This is a genomic window from Streptomyces atratus (assembly GCF_040655115.1).
GTDB lineage: Bacteria > Actinomycetota > Actinomycetes > Streptomycetales > Streptomycetaceae > Streptomyces > Streptomyces atratus_D.
In genome coordinates this window covers 31682-54428 of the sequence record NZ_JBFAJH010000024.1, presented here as the reverse complement: position 1 = coordinate 54428, position 22747 = coordinate 31682, and the positions used below count along the sequence as shown (strand labels likewise).

The 22747-nt window shown below is 71.8% G+C and carries 22 protein-coding genes, 3 pseudogenes and 1 riboswitch; of the genes and pseudogenes, 12 read left to right on the top strand and 13 right to left on the bottom strand.

Going from position 1 to position 22747, the window contains the following annotated elements; all coding sequences use genetic code 11:
* Positions 1-117 precede the first annotated feature (117 nt).
* Both AB0I23_RS24115 and AB0I23_RS24110 read right to left on the bottom strand, forming a co-directional pair.
* Positions 118-831 (bottom strand): VIT1/CCC1 transporter family protein, encoded by a 714-nt coding sequence (locus AB0I23_RS24115; protein ID WP_359112120.1) that lies wholly within the window; start codon positions 829-831, stop codon positions 118-120.
* Positions 832-856: 25 nt separating this feature from the next.
* Positions 857-1461 (bottom strand): annotated as a pseudogene (locus AB0I23_RS24110) (amidohydrolase family protein); the annotation flags it as partial.
* Positions 1462-1616: 155 nt separating this feature from the next.
* Here AB0I23_RS24110 and AB0I23_RS24100 point away from each other — a divergent pair.
* The 6 genes and pseudogenes from AB0I23_RS24100 to AB0I23_RS24075 form a co-directional block, all read left to right on the top strand.
* A pseudogene (locus AB0I23_RS24100) lies at positions 1617-1934 on the top strand (TetR/AcrR family transcriptional regulator); the annotation flags it as partial.
* A 72-nt stretch (positions 1935-2006) separates the two neighbouring features.
* Positions 2007-3032 carry a DEDDh family exonuclease gene (locus tag AB0I23_RS24095; protein WP_359112118.1) on the top strand — a complete coding sequence of 342 codons (1026 nt, stop codon included), beginning with the start codon at positions 2007-2009 and terminating at the stop codon, positions 3030-3032.
* Between the two features lie 64 nt (positions 3033-3096).
* Positions 3097-3330 carry a hypothetical protein gene (locus tag AB0I23_RS24090; RefSeq protein ID WP_072482991.1) on the top strand — a complete coding sequence of 78 codons (234 nt, stop codon included), beginning with the start codon at positions 3097-3099 and terminating at the stop codon, positions 3328-3330.
* A 71-nt stretch (positions 3331-3401) separates the two neighbouring features.
* Entirely contained in the window at positions 3402-4220 is an 819-nt protein-coding gene (locus tag AB0I23_RS24085; RefSeq protein ID WP_359112117.1) for an SURF1 family cytochrome oxidase biogenesis protein, read from the top strand.
* 115 nt (positions 4221-4335) lie between these two features.
* Entirely contained in the window at positions 4336-6135 is a 1800-nt protein-coding gene (locus AB0I23_RS24080) for a glycoside hydrolase family 15 protein (RefSeq protein ID WP_359112115.1), read from the top strand.
* 5 nt (positions 6136-6140) lie between these two features.
* Positions 6141-6896 (top strand): SDR family oxidoreductase, encoded by a 756-nt coding sequence (locus tag AB0I23_RS24075; RefSeq protein ID WP_359112113.1) that lies wholly within the window; start codon positions 6141-6143, stop codon positions 6894-6896.
* Between the two features lie 122 nt (positions 6897-7018).
* Here AB0I23_RS24075 and amaP read toward each other — a convergent pair whose 3' ends face one another.
* Genes amaP through AB0I23_RS24050 form a run of 5 tightly spaced genes read right to left on the bottom strand, consistent with a single transcriptional unit; the run spans position 7019 to position 9366 of the window.
* Positions 7019-7606: an alkaline shock response membrane anchor protein AmaP gene (amaP, locus tag AB0I23_RS24070; RefSeq protein WP_359112111.1), complete on the bottom strand. Its 588-nt coding sequence runs from the start codon at positions 7604-7606 to the stop codon at positions 7019-7021.
* Complete coding sequence (locus AB0I23_RS24065) at positions 7603-8289, bottom strand: DUF6286 domain-containing protein (RefSeq protein ID WP_359112109.1); 687 nt, start codon at positions 8287-8289, stop codon at positions 7603-7605. The genes amaP and AB0I23_RS24065 overlap by 4 nt, the downstream gene beginning before the upstream one ends.
* On the bottom strand, positions 8286-8639 hold the full coding sequence (locus tag AB0I23_RS24060) for a hypothetical protein (protein WP_359112196.1): 354 nt from the start codon (positions 8637-8639) through the stop codon (positions 8286-8288). The genes AB0I23_RS24065 and AB0I23_RS24060 overlap by 4 nt, the downstream gene beginning before the upstream one ends.
* A 14-nt stretch (positions 8640-8653) precedes the next feature.
* On the bottom strand, positions 8654-8845 hold the full coding sequence (locus AB0I23_RS24055) for a hypothetical protein (protein WP_037691618.1): 192 nt from the start codon (positions 8843-8845) through the stop codon (positions 8654-8656).
* A gap of 32 nt (positions 8846-8877) precedes the next feature.
* Positions 8878-9366, bottom strand: a complete 489-nt coding sequence (locus AB0I23_RS24050; RefSeq protein ID WP_359112108.1) for an Asp23/Gls24 family envelope stress response protein — start codon at positions 9364-9366, stop codon at positions 8878-8880.
* Positions 9367-9460: 94 nt separating this feature from the next.
* Between AB0I23_RS24050 and AB0I23_RS24045 the strand changes: the two genes are divergently transcribed.
* Entirely contained in the window at positions 9461-10171 is a 711-nt protein-coding gene (locus AB0I23_RS24045; RefSeq protein WP_359112106.1) for a hypothetical protein, read from the top strand.
* Here AB0I23_RS24045 and AB0I23_RS24040 read toward each other — a convergent pair.
* The 3 genes from AB0I23_RS24040 to AB0I23_RS24030 all read right to left on the bottom strand — a co-directional run bounded on the left by AB0I23_RS24040 (position 10161) and on the right by AB0I23_RS24030 (position 13461).
* Positions 10161-10952 carry an enoyl-CoA hydratase/isomerase family protein gene (locus AB0I23_RS24040; RefSeq protein WP_359112104.1) on the bottom strand — a complete coding sequence of 264 codons (792 nt, stop codon included), beginning with the start codon at positions 10950-10952 and terminating at the stop codon, positions 10161-10163. The two genes, AB0I23_RS24045 and AB0I23_RS24040, sit on opposite strands and share 11 nt — an antisense overlap.
* Positions 10953-11282: 330 nt before the next feature.
* Positions 11283-11504: a helix-turn-helix domain-containing protein gene (locus AB0I23_RS24035; protein WP_037691626.1), complete on the bottom strand. Its 222-nt coding sequence runs from the start codon at positions 11502-11504 to the stop codon at positions 11283-11285.
* A gap of 358 nt (positions 11505-11862) precedes the next feature.
* Positions 11863-13461 carry an ABC-F family ATP-binding cassette domain-containing protein gene (locus tag AB0I23_RS24030; RefSeq protein ID WP_037691628.1) on the bottom strand — a complete coding sequence of 533 codons (1599 nt, stop codon included), beginning with the start codon at positions 13459-13461 and terminating at the stop codon, positions 11863-11865.
* Between the two features lie 369 nt (positions 13462-13830).
* Here AB0I23_RS24030 and AB0I23_RS24025 point away from each other — a divergent pair.
* Positions 13831-13922: pseudogene (locus AB0I23_RS24025) on the top strand (neutral zinc metallopeptidase); the annotation flags it as partial.
* 406 nt (positions 13923-14328) lie between these two features.
* On the opposite strand, the gene AB0I23_RS24020 reads toward AB0I23_RS24025, so the two are convergent.
* The 3 genes from AB0I23_RS24020 to AB0I23_RS24010 form a co-directional block, all read right to left on the bottom strand.
* Positions 14329-15639: a hypothetical protein gene (locus AB0I23_RS24020; protein ID WP_359112194.1), complete on the bottom strand. Its 1311-nt coding sequence runs from the start codon at positions 15637-15639 to the stop codon at positions 14329-14331.
* A gap of 184 nt (positions 15640-15823) precedes the next feature.
* Entirely contained in the window at positions 15824-16951 is a 1128-nt protein-coding gene (locus AB0I23_RS24015) for an alpha/beta hydrolase (protein WP_359112102.1), read from the bottom strand.
* A gap of 71 nt (positions 16952-17022) precedes the next feature.
* A complete protein-coding gene (locus AB0I23_RS24010) occupies positions 17023-17658 on the bottom strand; it encodes a class II aldolase/adducin family protein (protein WP_359112192.1) in 636 nt (211 codons plus the stop codon).
* Positions 17659-18161: 503 nt separating this feature from the next.
* On the opposite strand from AB0I23_RS24010, the gene AB0I23_RS24005 reads away from it, so the two are divergent.
* The 4 genes from AB0I23_RS24005 (at position 18162) to AB0I23_RS23990 (ending at position 22657) form a co-directional block, all read left to right on the top strand.
* On the top strand, positions 18162-19451 hold the full coding sequence (locus AB0I23_RS24005; protein WP_359112100.1) for an inorganic phosphate transporter: 1290 nt from the start codon (positions 18162-18164) through the stop codon (positions 19449-19451).
* Between the two features lie 12 nt (positions 19452-19463).
* A complete protein-coding gene (locus AB0I23_RS24000; RefSeq protein ID WP_359112098.1) occupies positions 19464-19697 on the top strand; it encodes a hypothetical protein in 234 nt (77 codons plus the stop codon).
* A 153-nt stretch (positions 19698-19850) separates the two neighbouring features.
* A riboswitch (cobalamin riboswitch) is annotated at positions 19851-19982 on the top strand.
* 147 nt (positions 19983-20129) lie between these two features.
* Positions 20130-21110 carry a cobalamin biosynthesis protein gene (locus tag AB0I23_RS23995; RefSeq protein ID WP_359112096.1) on the top strand — a complete coding sequence of 327 codons (981 nt, stop codon included), beginning with the start codon at positions 20130-20132 and terminating at the stop codon, positions 21108-21110.
* Complete coding sequence (locus AB0I23_RS23990; RefSeq protein WP_359112094.1) at positions 21107-22657, top strand: cobyric acid synthase; 1551 nt, start codon at positions 21107-21109, stop codon at positions 22655-22657. Before AB0I23_RS23995 ends, AB0I23_RS23990 begins: the two co-directional genes overlap by 4 nt.
* Positions 22658-22747: the final 90 nt, after the last annotated feature.

Below are 22747 nucleotides of genomic sequence, written 5' to 3'. Positions count from 1 at the left end.
CACCGAGGTCCACCCCCTCACCCCGAGGATCGGACCACCGGACGGCGACCGCACACGGCCACGCCGCGCCCGAAAAGCCCGAAAACCCCAGGCACACACAGAGTTCTAGAGACGCTCTCAGACCCCCACCGCCCCCAGCAACGCCCCCGCCGCGTAGGTCACCGCCATCGCCACCGCTCCCCCGCCCATGTTCCGCAGTACCGCTCGCCCCACGACCGCGTCGCCCAGTCGGGCGCTCCACCACCCCGTGAGCGCCAGCGCCGCAAGGACAGCCACGACCGTGACGAGCAGGCGCACCGACGAGGGCGGAAGCACGATCGCCAGCAGGGGCAGCAGGGCACCCACCGTGAACGCCAGGAAGCTGGCGCCCGCCGCGTGCCAGGGGTTCGTCAGTTCGTCCGGGTTGATCCCCAGCTCGACCTCCGCGTGGGCGCGCAGCGCGTCGCGGTCGGTGAACTGGAGGGCGGCCTCGCGGGCGACTTCGTGGCTGAGGCCCTTGCCCTCCAACAGGCCGGTCAGTTCCGCGAGTTCCGCCTCCGGGGTCTCCTTCAGCTCCCGTTTCTCCGTGGCCAGTGCAGCCTGTTCCGAGTCGCGCTGGGTGGAGACCGACACGTATTCGCCCGCCGCCATCGACATCGAACCGGCCAGCAGCCCGGCCAGGCCCGCTGTCAGCAGGATGCCGCGGTCGTCGGTGGCTCCGGCGACACCGACGACGAGACCCGCGGTGGAGACCACGCCGTCGTTGGCACCGAGGACCGCGGCGCGCAGCCAGTTCAGCCGCGTGCCCAGGCCGTTGCCGTGGGGCTCGTCATGCGCCTGGGTATCCGTCACCCGGGGATGGTCTCACTCCGCCCCGTCACCGGACGCGGACCGACCCGCCCGGTGCGAAGGCCGGGCCGGCCGCGTCGGCCGGGACCTCCGTCAGGGGCTCGGCGATCTCCTCGGGCCGACGGTTGCGGCGACACGGTCGAGCGCGGCCAGGTCGAAGCCGTAGACGCGAGCCGCGTTGCCGCCGGCCATCGCCGCGATCTCGTCGGGCGGGAGTCCGGCGTACGCGATCCGCAGGCCCTCCCGCGAGTAGGGGGCGGTGCCCTCGTCGTGCGGGTGGTCGCTGCCCCACATGATCTTGTCGAGGCCGATCCGGTCGCGCAGCGGCACCTCGCGGGGACGCATGAAACCGGCGCCGACGAAGCAGTTGTCGCGCCAGACCTCGCCGGGGCTCGCCCCCATCGAAGCGGCAAGCCCCGCACCGGACTTGGACTCGGCGGTTGCTGCCCGGCCCGCCGCGACCAGGCGGCCGTGGTGGTGGTCGAGCATCTCGACGTCGCCCGGGATCCAGCCCGAGCCCTGCTCGGTGAGGACGAGTTTCAACCCGGGGTGGCGGCGGAATGCCCCGCCGAAGATCAGATGCCACAGTCCGCGGTGGGAGAACCACGTCGTCTCCACCATGAAGACGGCGCGCGGGCGCGTCGGCGCAGCCTTCAGCCCCTCGGCCGGGCAGATCGACCTTGCTGATGTCGGCGCGGACGAGCGGGCGTTCGGCGGGTTTGAGAGGCGGCGGGAGGACGGCCGCCACCGCGTCGGGGGCGCTCTCCCGGACGGCGACCACACCGTGCGGGCTCACGGAACGGATGTTCCTGCCCGCGCAGCAGGCGCTCGTCCACGAGGTGCACGCCGCGGGGCTGCGCGGGGCGCGGGCCGCCGACGCGGTGCGGGCGGTGCAGTTCCGGACGGTCGGCTTCCTGCTGGTCGAACGCAACCGGGAACGTTCCCCCGTCAAGTCCCCCGGTGTGGGTGATCCATGGGGCATGGCCACCGCGGAGCACGACCCGGCGCCGGCCCGGGCACTGGCCGGGCCCGCCGACCGGGACCGGCTGTTCACGGCGTCCGCGCGGGCGTTGGTGAACGGCCTGCCGGCGGCCGGCGGGACGTAGGAGCCGCGGCCCCGGACCGGTCGAACAGAGGGCTCCCGGATAGGGGACTGTCAGTACCGGCCCGTATTCTCTGTGACCATGCTCGACGACCGCCAGACCGCAGCACCGTGGCCGACCGCCTACCCGCAGGGGTACGCGGTCGTCGACGTGGAGACCACCGGACTCGCCCGCGACGACCGGATAATCTCCGCTGCCGTCTACCGGCTGGACGCGCAGGGCGATGTCGAGGACCACTGGTACACCCTCGTCAACCCGGAGCGGGATCCCGGCCCCGTCTGGATCCACGGGCTGACCAGCGATGTCCTGGAGGGAGCCCCGCTCTTCCCGGAGGTCGCCGCCGCCCTGTCGGAGCGGCTCACGGGCCGGGTCCTGGTCGCACACAACGCCGCCTTCGACTGGTCGATGCTGGCCCGGGAGTACGCCCGCGCGGCGGTCGTCGCCCCGGTCGAGCAGCGGCTCTGCACGATCGCGCTCTCCAAGGAGCTGCGGCTGCCGCTGCCCAACCACAAGCTGGAGTCGCTGGCCGCGCATTTCGGAGTCGTGCAGCAGCGTGCGCACCACGCGCTGGACGACGCCCGGGTGCTGGCCGAGGCGTTCCGGCCGAGTCTGCACGCGGCGGCGCGCGACGGGGTACGGCTGCCGCTGCTGGAGTGCCGCCCGCTGACCGAGTGGTCGGACTCCCCGGTGACCCCGAGGGTCGGCTATCAGCCCTCGTACGGAAGCCGGAACAGCTGGCGCCCTTCCCGGAAGCGGCCTGCCTGCCCATATCCGAACCCCGGGCGGTACGACAAGGACAAACCGCTCATGCAGGGCATGCGCGTGGCGTTCTCCGGGGACACCTCCATCGACCGTGAGCTGCTGGAGGACCGGGCGGTCGAGGCCGGGCTGCATGTGGCGACCAGCGTCTCCCGGCTGACCAGCCTGCTGGTCACCAATGACCCGGACGCGGCGACGTCGAAGACGGTGAAGGCCAAGGCGTTCGGCACGCCGATCGTGGACGAGAGCGCCTTCACCCACCTGCTGAGGGATGTGGCCGAGGTGTCGGCGACGACCGGGGCGCCCGTGGCTCCTGCTCTGCCGACGCCGTCATCGGAGTGAACCGGGGGCGACTCGCCCGTCCGCCGCTCGCCGCCCGGCGTCCCCGCGTCCCACCCTGTGGCGCATGGCACGTTGTGAGGTTTGCGGAAACGACTACGGCATGTCGTTCGAGGTGCACGCGCAGGGCGCGGTGCATGTCTTCGACTGCTTCTCCTGCGCCATTCACCGGATGGCACCCATCTGTGAGCACTGCCGGGTCCAGATCATCGGCCAGGGTGTCGAGGTCGACGGGCACTGGTTCTGCGGCGGGCACTGCGCCCGCGCCGAGGGGAAGGTGGGCATCATCGACAAAGTCTGAGCCCCGGTCGGGCGGCCCCGGCCGCCACCCCCTCCGCACAGCACCCCATGACGCAGTTGTACCGTCGTGGGGTGTACCGCTTCCTGTTGACCCGGCAGTGGCTGATCCTCGCCCTCCTCGCCCTCGTCATGATTCCCACGATGGTCGAGCTGGGCTTCTGGCAGCTCCACCGGCATGAGCACCGGGTGGCGCAGAACTCCCTGATCTCGCACAACCTGAAGGCGAAGCCGGTGCCGGTCGCCACGCTCACCTCCCCCGGTCACACGGTCCCGCGCTCCGACTACTGGCGTGCGGTGACGGCCACCGGGACGTACGACACGAAGCACGAGGTCGTCGTGCGCCGCCGGACCTCCACCGACGGCAGCGTCGGCTTCCACGTACTGATCCCGCTCGACCTCAAGGGCGGCGGCACGGTCCTGGTCAACCGGGGCTGGATCCCCACCGCCGACGACCAGCGCGCCTTCCCGGACATCCCGGCCGTGCCCACGGGCGAGGTGACCGTCACGGGACGGCTCAAGGCCGATGAGACGACGGGCACCAGCGGCATCAAGGACCTGTCGGACCTGCCGGACCGCCAGGTGATGCTGATCAACAGCGCCCAGCAGGCCAAGGCGCTCTCCCGACCGGTCCTCGGCGGCTACATCGAACAGACCGCACCCGAACCGTCCGGCGACGTTCCGGAGCTGATCGAGGCGCCGGACGACAGCTCCATCGGTCCGCACATGGCGTACGCGGTCCAGTGGTGGCTGTTCGCCGCCGGTGTCCCCGCCGGGTACGTGGTGCTGGCCCGGCGCGAGAAGCGCGACCGGGTGGAGGCCGCGGCCAAGGCCGGGGCAGCGGGCGATCCGGAGCCGGAACGGCCGGAGAAGCCCGCGCCCGCGACTGCCTGAGCGGACCTGCCCGGCGACCCCGCCACCGTGCTCACGAGCCGGTGATGTCGGGCATGCGGCCGCCTGTGGAACTTCGGCTGCTTAGGGGGGGCCCGGTTCGGGAACACGGCAGAACGTGACCCCACGCATCGAGGACTATGCCCTCATCGGCGATCTGCAGACAGCCGCCCTGGTCGGCAGGAACGGTTCCGTGGACTGGCTCTGTCTGCCCCGCTTCGACTCGGGCGCCTGTTTCGCCGCCCTGCTCGGCGACGAGGACAACGGCCACTGGCGCATCGCCCCGAAGGGTGCGGACACGTGCACCCGGCGCGGCTACGCGGGCGACTCCCTCGTCCTGGAGACGTTCTGGGAGACCCGCACCGGCACCGTCAAGGTCATCGACTTCATGCCGCAGCGCGACCGGGAACCCGATGTCATGCGGATCGTCGAGGGGGTCAGCGGCACCGTCGACATGGCCTCCGTGATCCGGCTGCGCTTCGACTTCGGCTCCGTCGTGCCGTGGGTGCGCCGCTCGCAGGGCCACCGGGTGGCGGTCGCGGGACCCGACTCGGCCTGGCTGCGCAGCGAGCCGCCGGTCAAGACGTGGGGCCAGGAGTTCTCCACCTGCTCGTCGTTCACCGTCTCCGCGGGCGAGCAGGTGGCGTTCGTACTGACCTGGCATCCCTCGCACTCGCCGCGCCCCGATCTCGTCGATCCGCACGAGGCTCTGAAGAACACCCTGTCCGACTGGGCCGAGTGGTCGGCCCGCTGCAAGTACCGGGGCCCGTACCGGGAGGCCGTGATCCGCTCGCTGATCACCCTCAAGGCGCTCACCTTCGCTCCGACCGGCGGCATCGTGGCAGCCCCCACCACCTCGCTGCCGGAGGAGATCGGCGGCGTACGGAACTGGGACTACCGCTTCTGCTGGCTGCGGGACTCCACTCTGGCGCTCAACGCGCTGCTCTCGGCCGGCTATGTGGAGGAGGCCGCCGCCTGGCGGGACTGGCTGCTGCGCGCCGTCGCCGGGGACCCGGCCGACCTGCAGATCATGTACGGCCTGGCGGGCGAACGACGGCTTCCCGAGGCGGAGCTGCCGTGGCTGCGCGGATACGAGAACTCCAGCCCGGTCCGGATCGGCAACGCGGCGGTCCGGCAGCGGCAGCTCGATGTGTACGGAGAGGTCATGGACTCGCTCCGGCTCGCGCGCGAGGCGGGTCTGGCCGACCAACCGCACGCCTGGAGTCTGCAGCTCAGCCTGCTCGGCTTCCTGGAGTCCACCTGGCGCGAGCCGGACGAGGGGCTGTGGGAGATCCGCGGCCAGCGCCGCCACTTCGTGCACTCGAAGGTGATGGCCTGGGTCGCCGCCGACCGCGCGGTGCGCACTCTGGAGGCCAACCCGTCGCTGGCCGGGGACGCCGACCGGTGGCGGGCGATGCGGGACGCCGTGCATCGGGAGGTGTGCGAGAAGGGGTACGACCCGGTGCGGAACACCTTCACGCAGTCGTACGGCTCCCGGGAGCTGGACGCCGCGACGCTGCTGATCGCCCGGACCGGCTTCCTGTCGCCGGACGATCCGCGGCTCGTCGGGACGGTCGACGCGGTCCGGGCCGAGCTGGGCAGCGACGGGCTGGTCCGCCGCTACAGCACGGACGGCGGCTCGATCGACGGGCTGCCGGGCGGCGAAGGCGCGTTCCTGGCGTGCTCGTTCTGGCTGGCGGACGCGTTGCGCCTGACCGGGCGCACCGACGACGCCACGGAACTCTTCGAGCGGCTCCTCGCGCTGCGCAACGATGTCGGACTGCTCGCCGAGGAGTACGACACCGTGGCGCAGCGCCAACTGGGCAACTTCCCACAGGCGTTCAGCCACATCGGACTGGTGGGCACCGCCGTTGCCCTGGGCGGCTGCGACATGCAGGAACACGACGCGGCAGGATAGGGCCCATGGATCTTGGACTGAAGGACCGTGTGTACATCGTGACCGGCGCGACCCGGGGGCTGGGCCACGCCACCGCCCGGGAGCTGGCGGCGGACGGCGCGAAGGTGATCATCACCGGGCGTGACGAGAAGCGGGTCGAGGCAGCCGCCGCCGAACTGGGGCCGGACGTGGTCGGTGTGGCCGCCGACAATGGAAAGCCCGGCGCGGCACAGCGTCTGGTGGACGCCGCCCATGAGCGGTTCGGGCGGCTCGACGGCGTATTGATCAGCGTCGGCGGACCGGCGCCCGGCTTTGTCGCCGACAACACGGACGAGCAGTGGCAGTCGGCCTTCGACTCGGTGTTCCTGGGCGCGGTGCGGCTGGCGCGCACGGCGGCCGCGACGCTCGGTGAGGGCGGGGTCATCGGCTTCGTGCTCTCCGGCTCGGTCCATGAGCCGATCGCCGGGCTGACCATTTCGAACGGTCTGCGGCCGGGCCTGGCCGGGTTCGCCAAGTCCCTGGCCGACGAGCTCGGCCCGCGGGGCATCCGTGTGGTCGGCGTGCTGCCTGCCCGGATCGACACCGATCGGGTACGGGAGCTGGATGCGCTGTCCGGCGACGCCGAGGCTTCGCGTACGGCGGCCGAGGCGCGGATCCCGTTGCGCCGGTACGGTACGCCGGAGGAGTTCGGTCGGACGGCGGCGTTCCTGCTGTCGCCCGCGGCGTCGTATCTGACGGGGATCATGGTGCCGGTGGACGGCGGGTCACGGCGCGGGTTCTGAGCGGGGTCGGAGGTACCGGGGCCGGCCGGTGGCCGTTCTCGTCCTCGGCCTCCCCGTGCCACAAGGGCGGGGGAAAGACCTCTCGACGGGCCCGACTCTGCCGCTGCCGGACGTCCACGTCCTCAACTCACCCGTTCCGCACGGTGCTTGACAGCCCTCAGCCGCACTTCAGCCGGCAGTTCCGCCAGGCCCGCCGAGTCCCTCGCGTGGGCCAGGGCCTCGTCCGTGAGGCGGCCGAGGGCCTGGCCGGGTGCCGCGTGCGGTTCCATCAGCAGCCGGATCCGCGCCCGTGGCGTGCTGCGTCGGCCGACCAGCAGCACCTGGGCGCGGGCCACCCCGTCGAGCGTCCCCGCCTCCCCGGCGAGCACACCCTCCAGGGCCCGGCCGCGCAACAGCGCTCCCTCGCCGTCGCCGCTGTCGACCAGGACCTCGGCGAGGCGTGCGCGGCGGAACTGGGCGAGGAACCACCACAACGCGAGGACGACAAGGACCGCGAGGACCGCGAGGACCGTCGGCCACCACCAGCTTTCGGCGCGCCAGCGGTCCCGGTCGGCCCTGCTGAGCAGCACATCGGTCCTGCTGTCCCACGGCCACCAGGACGGCACGGAGAGGCCGAGCCCGGCGGCGAGCACCGCGCCGCCGCCGCAGATCAGCACCAGCCCGGCCAGTGCGAGCAGCACCCGGTTGACGGTCCTGAGCACCGCGGTCACCCCTTCTTCGCCGGACGGCGGACATGCACGGACAGGCTCGGCGGCTTCGCCAGGCCCAGTTCCTCGATCCCCGCGCCCAGTACGGTGTCCAAGTCGGCCCGCACGTCATCGAGTTCGCGGAAGTGCGACACGGCACGCACCGCGACCTTGGCGCGCCCCATCCGGACCCGCACCGACTGCACGCCGGACACCTCCACGGCCCGGTCGCGCAGGACCAGGGCGGCGGCGGTCCGGTCGAGCCCGGCCCGCACCCCCGGACGGTCGCGGCGCATCGGCAGCACGTCGCGCAGACCGGGCGTGGCGGCGAGCACGATCAGCCACACACCGATCACCATCGCGAGCACGGCGCCGACCGTCACCCACACACTGCTCAGCGGCCGCTCCGCCAGGTCGTCGGCAAGCGTGCGGCGCCACTGCATGGCCGGATGATGAGCCCGTACCGCCGCCACGTCGTACAGCAGCAGCGCGCATCCGCCGAGGATCACCAGCGCGAGGAGCCCGGCCGGGATGCGGCGCGCGGACCAGAAGCGGCCGGCGCTGCCGCCGCTGCGCTCCTTCGCCGGCGCCGGGTCGTACGCCGCGGCGGAGGCGGACTGGTCGAGGGCCAGTCCGCCTCCGCGTTCCACGGGGTCGCCGGTGGGCAGGCGCCGCGTGCTGTTCTCCGGCTCCTGGGACTCGGTCATCGGATCCTCCCCTGTGCCGCGACGCTCGCTCCCGCGGGGTGCAGACGCTCGACCTGTACGGCCACTTCGGGCACTTCCATCCCCGTCAACGCCTTTACCCGTTCGATGACCCGCCGACGCACGGCACCGCACTGGCGGCCGATGGCGGTGGGATATCCGAGCTCCAGACTGACTCGTACCCGGGCCGTGTCGCGGTGCACCGTGACGGTGGCGCGCGGCGAGGCACCCTCCCGCGGCGGCTCGTCGACAGCCTCCTTCGCCGCCTGTGCGGCGACCTTCGCGACGACCCGGTCGGCGATCCGGGTCCCGCCCCGTTCCGCGGCAGGGACCCGGCCGAGCACCTCCGACACCCCGGACACCGCCGTCACCGCCGTCGGTCGCCGCGCTCGCGACTCCGGAAGAAGTCGCCGGGTTCCAGATCGCCGTCCAGGAAGCGACCGGCGACGAAGCCGATCGCTCCCAACGCGGCGACCAGCAGAAAGGCCCCGAACCCACCGAAGTATCCGGCGAATGCGAGCGCCATGCCGACCGCCATGCCGACCACAGCCTTGCTCATGGTGCTCTCCTCAACTGCCTCGTGTGGGAGTCCTACTGGAGACGTGGCTCGGACTGCTCCTCGCCCTCCTCGTCGGGCAGTTTCACATCGCTGACGGCGATATTGACCTCGACGACCTCGAGGCCCGTCATCCGCTCGACCGCCGCGATGACGTTCTCCCGTACATCACGGGCGACCTCGGTGATCGACACCCCGTAGTCGACGACGATCTCCAGATCGAGAGCGGTCTGCGACTCGCCGACCTCCGCCTTGACGCCGCGGGTGACGGATTTGCCACCACCGGGGACCCGGTCGCGCACCGCGCCGAAGGTACGGGACAAGCCGCTGCCCATCGCGTGGACACCGACCACGTCGCGCGTCGCCATACCGGCGATCTTCTCGACCACACCGTCCGCGATGGTGGTACGACCGCGGGTGGCGGGATCTCCTCCGCCGCGCTTGGTCAGCGGACTCTTCCTGGCGTCGTCCCCCGTCGCGCTGTCGGGGTTCTCGGGCCGGTTCCGCTGCGGGGTGTCGGTCATCGCCACTCTTCCCTTCGGGGCAGGGGTTGGACTTCCTTGCCCACATTAAGTGCGCTTGCCCCGTCTCGCGCCGTGGATGCGGCAGGCTGGGGCAATGACGACGGCTGACAGCCCGCACAGTTCCGACGGATGGACGGCGGCGGTACGGCAGAGAATCGGTTTGGGCAGACTGCTCCCCCTGGGTGGTCCGGCGGACGGTGCGTGGATCTCGGAGCGGGCCGTGGTCTCGGTACTGCGGTGCTCGGTGGGCGCAACGGGTCCCGGCCCGGTGCTCGGTGACGTGCGGATCGCGGTGGCGGACCCGGACGCGGCCCCGGACCCGTTGCTGCCGCCGCCGCCGAGCGCGCTGTCGCCCGGGCCGCTGCGGATCGAGGCGACGATGTCGGCGACGGCCGACCGGCCGCTGCCCGCCGCCGCGGCCGCCCTGCGCACGGCACTGCTGACGGCGGCCGCGCAACGGCTCGGCCTGGTGGTCGCCGAGGTGGATCTGCAGGTGACGGAACTGCTGGACACGGTTCCCGACCGGACGGTCCCGGAGCCTGCCGCGGTGCGCGGCGCGGAGGCGGAGGGCGTGGCGGGGACAGCGGCGGCAGCGGTCCCCGGTGTCGCGACGCTGACCCGGGTGATGGGCAGCGCGGTGCATACGGGCGCGGACCATGTGCGGGTCGAGCTGGCGACGGACGGGGAGCACCGGGCGCTCGATGTGGCACTGGCGGTGCGCACGGCGGTGGCGGACGCCGTGGAGGGACATCCGCCGGTGACCGTGCTGGTCACCGCCGTGGTCGACGCAGGGCTCAGTCCGTGAGGCCCGCGAGGTCGCGGAGGCGGCGGCCCTGGGCCGCGCGCTCGGCGGTGCGCTGGTCCTCGTACGTACGCGAGACCGCACCGCTCAGGAGTGCCTTGGTCTCGACGACGGCGTCACGCGGGGCCGCCAGCAGCGCCATGCACAGTTCATGGGTCGCCGCGTCGAGCTCGTCGGCGGGAACCACGAGGTTGGCGAGACCGCTGCGCTCGGCCTCCTCCGCGTGGACGAAGCGTCCGGTGGCGCAGATTTCGAGGGCGCGGGCGTACCCGACCAGGTGCACCAGGGGGTGCGTGCCGGTGAGGTCGGGGACCAGACCGAGGCTGGTCTCACGCATGGCGAACTGCACGTCCTCGGCGACGATCCGCAGATCACAGGCGAGGGCGAGCTGGAAGCCGGCACCGATCGCATGCCCCTGGACCGCCGCGACCGACACGATGTCGTTGCGGCGCCACCAGGTGAACGCCTCCTGGTACTCGGCGATGGTCGCGTCGAGCTCGGACTCCTTGCCGCGCGCCAGGTCGAGGAAGGACGGCTCACCGTCGAACCCCTCGGGGCTGAACGCCTGGCGGTCGAGCCCCGCGGAGAAGGACTTGCCCTCGCCACGGAGCACGACGACCCGCACGCTGCCGGGCAGCGCCCGTCCGGCCTCTGTCAACGCCCGCCACAGAGCGGGGGACTGAGCGTTGCGCTTGGCCGGATTGGTCAGGGTCACTGTGGCAACCGCGTCATCGACGGTGAGTCGTACGCCGTCCTGGTCGAGCACAGAGTCGAGCGAGGTCATGGGGCGCCTTCGGGTCGGGTGCAGTCAGCATGTCGAGCTAAGTGACTGAACAGTAACTACTCGGTCGACCACGTGGTCGACCGGGTGGCTACCACCCGAAACCGGTGAGCTCTCGGGGCATGTCCGTCGCGCGACGTGTCCCGATCGGCCCAGGTCCTGCGTCGAACTGCCGTCGCCACCCGAAGGTGGCCGCGCGTCGTTCGGCGCGCACGAACGCGCGGCGCCGGAAAGTCCTCGTAGCGGAGCTACCAGGACTTTCCGGCAACACAGCGAGCGTGCGTGCCAGGCGTCGCGCGACGGACGGCAGTCCGACGACAGGGCCTGAGGCTGTCAGGCCGTGGCAGCCTTCTTGCCCCGTGTCGCTCCGCCGCGTCCCCGCAGCGTGACTCCGGACTCGCTGAGCATCCGGTGGACGAATCCATAGGAGCGGCCGGTCTCTTCGGCCAACGCCCGGATGCTCGCACCGGAGTCGTACTTCTTCTTCAGGTCTGCCGCGAGCTTGTCGCGCGCGGTGCCGGTAACCCGGCTGCCCTTCTTCAGAGTCTCGGCCACCCGTGCCTCCTCAGGGAAGTGCGCTCTGGAATCTCATGATCACCCCTCGGGGGCTTCCTGGCCACCCATTCGACAAGGTCCGCACAACCGGTTTCGCATCCCGGCAATGCACACTCACGAACGGAATCTCGCATTCCATCGGGCTTCGAGGGCGATCCGGAGCGAGCCCGAGACGAATGGCCAGGTCAGGACCGTACGAGGAGGTGCGGCCCCACATGGGCGCGCCCGGCAGGTATCTGCCGGGCGCCGCGCCGAGGTACGAGAGGTCCTCACGCAGATGATGGATCACACGTAGGCCGAATGATCCAGTCGCAGTGGATCAGCCGGCAACGGGCGGGGAAACCGCCCGGACCAGGAATCAGGCCAGCGCGACCAGGTCCCGGTAGTCCGCACCCCACAGGTCCTCGACGCCGTCCGGCAACAGGATGATCCGCTCCGGCTGGAGCGCCTCGACCGCACCCTCGTCGTGCGTGACGAGGACGACCGCGCCCTTGTACGTGCGCAGCGCGCCGAGGATCTCCTCGCGGCTGGCCGGGTCGAGGTTGTTCGTCGGCTCGTCGAGGAGCAGCACATTGGCGGAGGAGACCACCAGGGTCGCGAGCGCCAGACGGGTCTTCTCACCGCCGGAGAGCACCCCGGCCGGCTTGTCGACGTCGTCGCCGGAGAAGAGGAACGAGCCCAGCGTCTTGCGGACCTCGACGAGGTCGAGATCCGGGGCGGCGGAGCGCATGTTCTCCAGGACCGTGCGCTCCGGGTCGAGGGTCTCGTGCTCCTGGGCGTAGTAGCCGAGCTTGAGCCCGTGGCCCTCGATGACCTCGCCGGTGTCGGGCTTCTCGGCACCGCCGAGGAGCCGGAGCAGGGTGGTCTTGCCCGCACCGTTGAGACCGAGGATGACGACGCGGGAGCCCTTGTCGATGGCGAGGTCCACATCGGTGAAGATTTCGAGCGAACCGTAGGACTTGGAGAGTCCCTCCGCCATCAGGGGGGTCTTGCCGCACGGCGAGGGCTCCGGGAAGCGCAGCTTGGCGACCTTGTCGGAGACCCGGACGGCCTCCAGTCCGGAGAGCAGCCGCTCGGCGCGCTTGGCCATGTTCTGCGCGGCAACGGTCTTGGTCGCCTTGGCGCGCATCTTGTCGGCCTGCGAGTTGAGGGCAGCCGCCTTCTTCTCGGCGTTCTGGCGCTCGCGCTTGCGGCGCTTCTCGTCGGCCTCACGCTGCTGCTGGTAGAGCTTCCAGCCCATGTTGTAGATGTCGATCTGCGAGCGGTTGGCGTCGAGGTAGAAGACCTTGTTGACGACCGTCTCGACGAGGTCGACATCGTGGGAGATCACGACGAAGCCGCCGCGGTAGCTCTTCAGGTAGTCGCGCAGCCAGACGATGGAATCGGCGTCGAGGTGGTTCGTCGGCTCGTCGAGGAGGAGGGTGTCGGCGTCCGAGAAGAGGATGCGGGCCAGCTCGACACGGCGGCGCTGACCTCCGGAGAGCGTGTGGAGCGGCTGTCCGAGTACCCGGTCGGGCAGGCTGAGCGCGGCGGCGATGGTGGCGGCCTCCGCCTCGGCGGCGTAACCGCCCTTGGTGAGGAACTCCGTCTCCAGCCGCTCGTACTTCTTCATCGCCTTCTCGCGGGTGGCGCCCTTGCCGTTCGCCATCCGCTCCTCGTTCTCACGCATCTTGCGCAGGATCTCGTCGAGGCCACGGGCGGAGAGGATGCGGTCGCGGGCGAGGACGTCGAGATCACCGGTGCGCGGGTCCTGCGGGAGGTAGCCGACCTCACCGGAACGGGCGATGGTGCCGCCGGCGGGTGTGCCCTCGCCGGCGAGGCACTTGGTGAGGGTGGTCTTGCCCGCTCCGTTGCGGCCGACGAGGCCGATGCGGTCACCCTTGGCGATACGGAAGTTGGCGGACTCGATGAGGATGCGGGCGCCGGCACGCAGCTCGATACCGGAAGCGGTGATCACGGAAAAACTCCAGGGCGGTGATGGACGGCGGACGGGACGACTTCAGAGTCTCGACTCGACGCCGCTACTCATGCACAAGGAGAATTCCCATACGGGTCATTCTACTGGCGGTGTGCAACTGCTTTTCCGCATGCTCCTACGGCATTTGCCGGTCACTCGCCCCGGAGGCCCTCCGGCGCCGCAGCCCTGCCTGTCTCAGGCGACCAGGACAGGCATAGCGGTGTGAACTATCCGATACTCGGCGCAGTGCGGTGAGGGAGCCGCGGCCGGATCGGAGAGTGGTGGCCCCTCTGCGGTTCGACGACGACGCCGAACCGAGCCGCTCGCAGGACGACCGTACGGGCTCGAACAGCGACGCCGTGAAGGTGAGCCTGGACGCACGGCTCGGCGGCGCAGGGCAGCAGTGGTTCACCACCGGCTTCCGCAGTGGTGACATGGCCGACTGCAACACCTTCCGGTGAGCCGAGCGGTGAGCGCGAGCCGGCCGCGCGGCCGATCCGGCCGTTGTCAGTGGCCGGCGAAAGACTGAGACGCAGATCACAGTGGCGAGCGAAAGAAGAGAAAGAAGAGAGGTGGCGCCAGGGCGGTCACACCGGCCGGGGTTCCTGCTCCACCGCCCGCGCATGGTGCGCATCGAAGGGCCCACAACTGCTGGGCGAGCACAGCGTTTTGCCGAACATGAGCACGATGGGGTGAACGGTGTGACGATCTATGGGTTTGCCTGCCGGGGTGTGCGTAACGTATTCGGTGCGGTCTGGGACGTCGGGTGTGGCGTCAGCAGTCGGGCCCCCGCCGTGGAGCTTCGGGACGTACACCCCGGGGTCCGCGGACTGACCGTGTCCGCGTCCCCGTGGCGCTTCCCCGTTCCTACACGCCGCCGGTGTGCACCTGGAAGGCGGCCCGGCGGACGGCCTTGGCCAGCGCGGGGTCCGGGTGAGCGGCGGCCAGCGCCACCAGCACCTGGACGGTGCGCGGGTGGCCGACGGCCCGGACCTCGTCCAGCAGCGCCGGGACCGTGCCCTGCACGGCCGAGTCGAGATGGCGGACCAGCAGTGCCGTCTCGCCGTGGTCGGCGACGGCCGCCGCGGTGTCGACCCAGAGCCAGGTGGCTTCCTCGCGGCTGAGGACATCCTGGGCGTCCTCGGGGTCGGCTCCGTCGTACTCGGCCAGCCAGAGCAGCGCGTACGGGCGCAGTGACGAGTCGGCGACGACGGAGCGCACCACGGGCTCGGCAGGGGCGCCGACGACCCGGAGCGCCTCGAAGGCGAGTCCGCGCAGCAGTGCGTCCTCGCCGCGGGCGACGGCGAGCAGTTCGGCGACGGCGCTGCCGACGGGGCGGGCGGCCAGCCAGGCGCGGTATTCGGCGCGGGCCGGTCCGGGGGTGAGCCGGGCGCAGCCGAGAAGCATGTCGGCGGCGGACTGCTCGATGTTCCCGGCCGGGCTCTGGGCGGCGACGCAGATCTGTTCCAGCTTGACCCAGACCGCCCAGTTGCCGAGCGGGGTGAGGGTGGCGTGGCCGACGCCGAGCGTGAGTGCGCCGACGGCGGCCAGTCCCTCCAGCGCCCAGTCGAGGAGGAGTGCGACGAGGGCGGCGGGGTGCGCGGTGGGGGCGGGTTCGGCCGGCTCGGCCGGTGCCTCCGGTCCGTACGGCACCTCGCAGCGCTCCTCGTGGAGTTCGGCGACGCGCTGACCGAGGAGGTCGAGGAGTGCGGGCACGCTGACCGGACCCGCCGAGAGCTGCAGAAGGGAGAGCACCTGGGGTACGGCCTCGACAGCTTCGGCGACCGCGGTGGACTCGATGCCCTCGGGCGCCGGGTGGACGAGCGACCAGGCGTCGAAGAGCGCCACCCAGCCGCGGAGCACGGCGGAGTCGTCGCGGTCCCAGGCGCGCAGCCGCCAGCCGGGGCGTGCGGTCTCGCCGTGGAGCTCGACGAGGCCTGCCAGGCGGGCCCGGTCCCAGCCGGAGCGGACCTGCGCCGGGGACAATTCCAGTGCGGCCGCGGTCCGCTCGAGGGCGTGGGCGGCGAGCGGGGCCGTGCCGGGGCTCGCGCCGTCGGCGGCCCAGCGGGCGATCCGTACGGCGTCTGCCAGCGCGGCCCTGGCCTGGCGGGCCAGCTCCGCACGGGGCGGGGTGCCCTCGGGTGGGCGGGGAGCCGGCCTGGTGCGCCGGGTGGTCACGGCCTTGCGAGCGGTGGCAAGGGGTCGCGGGCGGACAAGTCGCAGCCTGGAGTCGCGCGGGGTACGGGACGTCACGGGAGCAGTCTTGCCTCTGACGGCCCGAAAGCCCAAACGGAACCCGGATTCGCGGTGGGTGGGGGCTGCGGGCCCGGCCGGTACCAACCGGCCGATCCCTCGCATCAGCTCACATCAGGGGCGTGAGAAAGCGCCGCAGAGCCTCTTCGTAGCGGGCCGGATCGGCATTCCACATCGCCGCATGCGGAGCCTGCGGTACGGGACGCAGGGAGACGAGGTCGGGACGGCGCTCGGCGAGCTCCCTGCTCGGCTGCCAGGGGGCCAGGGTGTCGTCGGGGCCGTGGAAGATCAGCGTCGGGACGTGCAGGGCCTGCGGGAGGGAGGTGTCGAGGAGTCGGGAGCCCCGCAGACCGGTCTGGCCCTGAGCGGCGCGCAGGGCGAGCGGCAGCAGCGGGGACGGGACGCCGCGGGCGGTGGCCAGGGCGCGCAGGGTGGTGGCCCAGTCGAGCACCGGGGAGTCCAGGACGAGGCCGCAGATACGGTTGCGGAGCGCGGAGTTGACGGCCGCGTGCAGGGCCATGGAGGCACCGGTGGACCAGCCGTGCAGGACGACCTTCTCGGCGCCGTACCGCACGGCGAAGCGGACGGCCGCGTCCAGGTCGCGCCATTCGGACTCGCCGAGGTGGGCGAGTCCGTCCGGGGAGCGCGGGGCTCCGGGGTCGCCGCGGTAGGCCAGGTCGAGGACCGGCAGCCGCAGCCCGTGCAGGAACTCCATGAGGTTCATGGGGTGTTCGCGGGTGGTGCCGAGGCCGTGAACGGTAATGACCCAGGTGTCCCGGGGGCCGGGTACGAACCAGGCGGGCAGGACGCCGAGCTCGCCGGGGACCTCGACGTCCTCGTGGTCGAGGCCGAGGGCCGTGCCGGGGTCGCCGCTGTACAGCGCGGGCGTGATCCGGACCTCGACGCCGGGTTCCAGGCTGCCGTTGTTGACGCGTTCCAGTCTGCGGACGACGGCGTCGGCGGCGTGCGGCGCCTGCTCGATCACCGGGCCGACGACGGCTTGGACGCCGTCGCCCACCAGTCCGTAGGTACCGGGCCGGAGCGCGGTGAAGGAGCGGGTCAGTGTGACCTGCCCTGCTGCCATGGCGTGCACGGTGAGTTTGCGGTCGGCGGGGAGCGGACGTCCGGACGGCGCCCTGAGCGCGGCGTCGCTGGCGTAACGGCCGGCCGCGACCGCTGCCGCGCCGACGCCGAGGATGGTGGTGACGACTGCTGCCGTCGCTGTAGCCGGGCGCACTGCTTCAGTGTCGGGGGGCGTGCCGTGCCCTGCCAGTGGACGGGGCCGTCCGGTGGCCGGACCGTTCCCGGTCAGCCGGGCTGTCCGTACCCCTTCAGGGCGTCCTGTACGTCGCGCAACTGGGCGAGGGAGAGCAGGGACGGGGTGCGGCCGGGTACGGAGCTGGCGGTGAGCCAGAGCCTGCACATCCATTCCAGCTGGGCGGTGCGGTCGTAGGCCTGGTCGAGAGTGGACCCGTAGGTGACGGTTCCGTGGTTCCGGAGCAGACAGCCCGTGCGGTCGCGCAGGGCTGCCAGCATGTGCTCGGCCAGCTCCTGCGTTCCGTAGCGCGCATAGACCGCGGTACGGACGGGGCCGCCGAGCATGGCGGCGGCGTAGTGCACCAGCGGGACCTCGGGGACGAGGGTGGAGACGGCCGTGGCGTGCACGGCGTGGGTGTGCACGACGGCGGCGGCGTCGGTGTTGCGGTAGACCGCCAGGTGGAGCGGGAGTTCACTGGTCGGGACGAGGGCGCCGAGAACCTGGTTGCCGTGGAGGTCGACGGCCACGGTGTCGCCGGGGCCGAGCCGGTCGTAGGGCACACCGCTCGGCGTGACCAGGACGAGGTCGCCGACCCGCGCCGACACATTGCCCGAGGTGCCGACGACCAGGCCCTCCGCCGCGGTCCTGCGGGCGGTGGCGACGACACCGTTCCAGGCCTGCTCGATCGCGTCGCGTGCCTCGTCGGCGTCCTCGTGGTGATCGCTCGTGACTCCTCCCCCTCGTAAAAGAGGCGGCTTCTCACTCGACCGTAAGGGATCTCATGACGGCCAAGCCCTGACCGCTGCCGAAGCAGAACCGCAGCGTACCACACCCCTTCGCGGCTACGATCACCAGGATGCGTCTCCCGCCCGGCCTGAAGGCCGGGATTCCCACGCAAGGTCAGACATGGGGGAATCCTGTCAGCGGGGCGGACGCGGCAGGAGACCTCGGGTGACCCACATCTCTTTCGGAGCTTTCCAGGCCTCGGATCGCGGGGCGGGAAGCGGGGCGGGAGGGGCGGAATCCGGCCACGGACGGCACTGCTGGCCGCACCGGCTGTCGGTGGCTCGACAAAGAGAACGGCTCAACTGCGTTTGGAGTCACCGCAGAGCCCCTCTCAGTTCATCTTCCGTTCACCCAGGTTGCCTACGGTCCACCTGCCAATGACGTCGAACGATTGCCTGGGTAAATGGAACACATCACGCTGCTCCTCGCGATTGTGATCGTGACAGCTCTAGTGTTCGATTTCACGAACGGTTTCCATGACACCGCGAACGCGATGGCGACCACCATCTCGACCGGTGCCCTCAAACCCAAGACAGCGGTGGCCATGTCCGCCGCTCTCAACCTCGTCGGCGCGTTCCTGTCGGTGGAGGTCGCCAAAACGATCTCCGGCGGGATCATCAACGAGGACGGACTGCGGACAGAAGTCATCTTCGCGGCTCTCGTCGGCGCCATTCTGTGGAATCTGCTGACCTGGCTGGTCGGCCTGCCGTCCAGTTCCTCCCACGCACTCTTCGGCGGCCTGATCGGCGCCGCGGTGATGTCGGCCGGCTGGTCCTCGGTCGACGGCGGCACCGTCGTCACCAAGGTGCTGCTCCCCGCGGTCGCCGCCCCGGTCGTCGCCGGTCTCGCCGCGCTGCTGGCGACCCGGCTGACGTACCGGATCGGCGGCAGGATCCGTAACGACGCCCAGGAGAAGGCCACCGCCAAGGGCTACCGGGCCGGCCAGATCGCCTCGGCCGGACTGGTCTCGCTCGCCCACGGCACCAACGACGCGCAGAAGACCATGGGCATCATCACCCTGGCCCTGGTCACCGGTGGCGTCCTGTCCCCCGGCTCGAACCCGCCGGTCTGGGTCATCGTCTCCGCCGGTCTGGCCATCGCGCTCGGCACCTACCTGGGCGGCTGGCGCATCATCCGCACCATGGGCAGCGGCCTCACCGAGCTCAAGCCGCCGCAGGGCTTCGCCGCCCAGACCAGCGCGGCCACGGTCATCCTGGCCTCCTCACACCTCGGCTTCTCCCTCTCCACCACCCAGTCCTGCTCCGGCGCCGTAATGGGTGCGGGCCTGGGCCGCCGGGGCGGTGTGGTCCGCTGGTCCACCGCCACCCGGATGTTCGTCGCCTGGGGTCTGACCCTGCCGGCCGCGGGTCTGGTCGGCGCGGGCGCGGAGTTCCTCACCAAGCAGGGCTCCTGGGGTGTCGCGGTCGTCGCCGTCCTGCTCGTCGCGGGCTCCGGAGCGATCTGGCTGCTGTCGCGGCGCAAGCCGGTCGGGCACGACGATGTCGCGCCCACCGGCGAGGACGCCGAACCGGCGGGTGTCATCACCACCGCCATCGCGGCCGTCACCCCGCCGCCGCCCGCCGGTGCGGCCGCGGTCGCCACGGTGGTGGACACGACCACGGACCTCAAGACCACCATCCCGGCCCAGCCCGGAACCGTCGCCGCCGATCCGGCGCGGCCCGCCACGGTGTAAGGACAGATCACCATGAACATCGACTGGGCAGCTCTCGGCTCCGTTTTCGGCGTCTCGCTCGTCGTCACCGTCGCGCTGGTGGGCCTCTTCACCCTGGGCATCGTCGGCCTCTCCAGGCAGCCTGAACCGGCCGCGCAGGGCGGCTCCGCCGGAGGGTCCCTGGTGCTCGCCCGCGCGGGCGCGTACCTCTGCTTCGGGCTCTGCGCGGCCGCGGTCGCGTACGGGATCTATCTGATCGTCGCCTGAGCCCCTTCCCGCACTCCCTCATCGGGCCGGACACACCTCGCGTGTGTCCGGCCCGATGTGTGTCTGCGCACACTGCACCGCCGCAGGTCAACGCCAGGTTGACGGGCGTTCGCGGAGCGTGGTGGACTGCCGGAGCCATTTACGGCGACAGCAGAGGAAGCCGGTGCGAATCCGGCGCGGTCCCGCCACTGTCACCGGGGAGCAGTCCCCCCACAACGGAAGTCACGGCTCGCGCATGCGGGCTGGAAGGCCGGGGGCACTGCGGATCCGGGAGCCAGGAGACTCTCGCCGCCGGTCACGTCGAACCAGGGCGCGGACCCTGAGTGAGGACATATCGCCATGCCCGGCTGCCGTGCGTCCGCCGTTTCTGTGCCGCTCTCACCAGGAGCCGGCTGCAGGAAGGTCCTTCGAGGCAGTGCGGCCGGCTGAGCCGTGCGAGCCGACCGCATCTTCGCGTACGGCGCCGCCGCCGGCCTGATCGGCGATCTGCTGCTCGGTGATCCCCGCCGGGGGCATCCGGTCGCCGCGTTCGGGCGGGCCGCGGCGGGCGTCGAACGGCGTCTGTGGCACGACCACCGCGGGTGGGGCGCCCTGCACACCCTGGTCTGCGCCGGAGGCGCTGCGGGTGGAGCCGCGCTGGCCGCCCGTGCCGTACGCCGTCGTCCCGCCGCCTCCGTCGCCCTGACCGCGGCCGCCACCTGGTCCGTCGTCGGCGGCACCTCGCTGGGTCGCGAGGCGCGCGCCATCGGCGGCGCGCTCGCCGCCGGTGACATCGAGCTGGCCCGGAAGCGGCTCCCCCATCTCTGCGGGCGCGACCCGCACTCCCTCGACGGGCCGCAGATCGCGCGCGCCGTGGTGGAGTCCGTGGCCGAGAACACCTCGGACGCGGTGGTCGGTGCCCTCGTGTGGGGCGCGCTGGGTGGCGTGCCAGGACTCGTCGCCTTCCGTGCCGTCAACACCCTCGACGCGATGGTCGGGCACAAGTCGCCCCGCCATCTGCGCTACGGCTGGGCCTCGGCCCGCCTGGACGACGTCGCGGGCTGGCCCGGCGCCCGGCTCACCGCCGTGCTCGCCGTGGTTGCCGGGGGTCAGCCACGGCGGGCGTTGCGGGCCTGGCGGGCGGACGCGGGCAGACATCCGAGCCCCAACGCGGGCCCGGTGGAGGCCTCGTTCGCGGGGGCGCTCGGCGTACGGCTCGGCGGAACCCTCGCGTACGACGGGCGGGTCGAGCACCGGCCGGTACTGAACGGCGCGAGCGGCCGTGCGGTGGAGACCGGGGACATCGAGCGCGCGGTGCGGCTGTCGCGCCGGGTGGGGGTGCTGGCCCTCGGCGTCTGCGCGGCGGGCCGGCTGATCGCGGGACGGTGGTCGCCCCGGGGGCGGCGTCCGGCCGCGGGACGGAGAGGGAAATGAGCGGCGGACTGCTGGTCGCCGGAACCACGTCGGACGCGGGCAAGAGCGTCGTCACGGCAGGCATCTGCCGGTGGCTGGTGCGCCAGGGCGTGAAGGTCGCACCGTTCAAGGCGCAGAACATGTCGCTGAACTCGTTCGTCACCCGCGAGGGCGCGGAGATCGGACGCGCGCAGGCGATGCAGGCTCAGGCCGCCAGGGTGGAGCCGACCGCACTGATGAACCCGGTGCTGCTCAAGCCCGGCAGCGACCGGTCCAGTCAGGTCGTCCTGATGGGCAGGCCGGTGGGCGAGATGAGCGCGCGGGGCTACCACGGGGGGCGGCAGGAATCCCTGCTCGGTACGGTCGTGGACTGTCTGGAGCAGCTTCGGGGCACGTATGACGCCGTGATCTGCGAGGGAGCCGGCAGCCCGGCCGAGATCAATCTGCGGCGCACCGACATCGTGAACATGGGGATCGCGCGGGCCGCGCGGTTCCCCGTCGTCGTCGTCGGCGACATCGACCGCGGTGGCGTCTTCGCCTCGTTCTTCGGCACGACGGCGCTGCTCGGCGCAGAGGACCAGGCACTGATCGCCGGCTATCTGGTCAACAAGTTCCGCGGCGACGTGTCGCTCCTGGAGCCGGGGCTCGACATGCTGCACGGGCTGACCGGGCGGCGGACGTACGGAGTGCTGCCGTTCGCCCATGGCCTGGGCATCGACGAGGAGGACGGGCTGCGGGTCTCACTCCGCGGGGCCGTACGCGAGTCGGTCGTCGCGCCGCCGCACGGCGAGGACGTGCTGCGGGTCGCGGTGTGCGCCGTACCGCTGATGTCGAACTTCACCGATGTGGACGCGCTGGCCGCCGAACCGGGCGTCGTGGTGCGCTTCGTGGACCGGGCGGAGGAGCTGGCCGACGCGGATCTGGTGATCGTGCCGGGCACGCGCGGGACCGTGAAGGCGCTGGCCTGGCTGCGCGAACGGGGGCTGGCCGACGCGCTGCTGCGGCGGGCGGCGCAGGGGCGTCCGGTGCTCGGCATCTGTGGCGGGTTCCAGGTGCTCGCCGAGCAGATCGAGGACGAGGTGGAGTCACGGGCGGGGCGGGTCGACGGTCTCGGACTGCTGCCGGTGCGGATCCGGTTCGACCGCGAGAAGACCCTCGCCCGGCCCGTCGGCAGGGCGCTCGGGGAGCCGGTGGAGGGGTACGAGATCCACCACGGGGTCGCCGATGTGCGGGGCGGCGAGCCGTTCCTGGACGGGTGCCGGGTGGGCGCGGTGTGGGGGACGCACTGGCACGGGTCGCTGGAGAGCGATGCGTTCCGCCGGCGGTTCCTGGGCCAGGTCGCGCGCGCGGCGGGACGGCGCTTCGTGGCCGCGCCGGACACGAGTTTCGGGGCGTTGCGGGAGGAGCAGCTGGACCGGCTGGGGGATCTGATCGAGGAGCATGCGGATACCGGGGCGTTGATGCGGTTGATCGAGGCCGGGGTGCCGGAGGGACTGCCCTTTGTGGGTCCTGGGGCGCCGGAGGTGCCGGCGGCCCGTGTGGGCGGTGGGGCTGGGGGGTTGGCGTGAAGGGGACACCTGCCGCGGGCTCTGTTCCCCGACCCGTCCCTTCCCGTAACCGGGGCTCCGCCCCGGCCCCCGGTCATCGAGCACCGGACG

What these genes read in the sequence shown, in the direction of transcription:
- AB0I23_RS24050 (WP_359112108.1), bottom strand. Translation starts at nt 9,366, where the DNA reads ATGACCGACACCCCGCAGCGGAACCGGCCCGAGAACCCCGACAGCGCG.
- AB0I23_RS24065 (WP_359112109.1), bottom strand. Translation starts at nt 8,289, where the DNA reads ATGACCGAGTCCCAGGAGCCGGAGAACAGCACGCGGCGCCTGCCCACC.
- AB0I23_RS24000 (WP_359112098.1), top strand. Translation starts at nt 19,464, where the DNA reads ATGAACATCGACTGGGCAGCTCTCGGCTCCGTTTTCGGCGTCTCGCTC.
- AB0I23_RS23990 (WP_359112094.1), top strand. Translation starts at nt 21,107, where the DNA reads ATGAGCGGCGGACTGCTGGTCGCCGGAACCACGTCGGACGCGGGCAAG.
- AB0I23_RS24055 (WP_037691618.1), bottom strand. Translation starts at nt 8,845, where the DNA reads ATGAGCAAGGCTGTGGTCGGCATGGCGGTCGGCATGGCGCTCGCATTC.
- AB0I23_RS24090 (WP_072482991.1), top strand. Translation starts at nt 3,097, where the DNA reads ATGGCACGTTGTGAGGTTTGCGGAAACGACTACGGCATGTCGTTCGAG.
- AB0I23_RS24045 (WP_359112106.1), top strand. Translation starts at nt 9,461, where the DNA reads ATGACGACGGCTGACAGCCCGCACAGTTCCGACGGATGGACGGCGGCG.
- AB0I23_RS24075 (WP_359112113.1), top strand. Translation starts at nt 6,141, where the DNA reads ATGGATCTTGGACTGAAGGACCGTGTGTACATCGTGACCGGCGCGACC.
- AB0I23_RS24005 (WP_359112100.1), top strand. Translation starts at nt 18,162, where the DNA reads ATGGAACACATCACGCTGCTCCTCGCGATTGTGATCGTGACAGCTCTA.
- AB0I23_RS24040 (WP_359112104.1), bottom strand. Translation starts at nt 10,952, where the DNA reads ATGACCTCGCTCGACTCTGTGCTCGACCAGGACGGCGTACGACTCACC.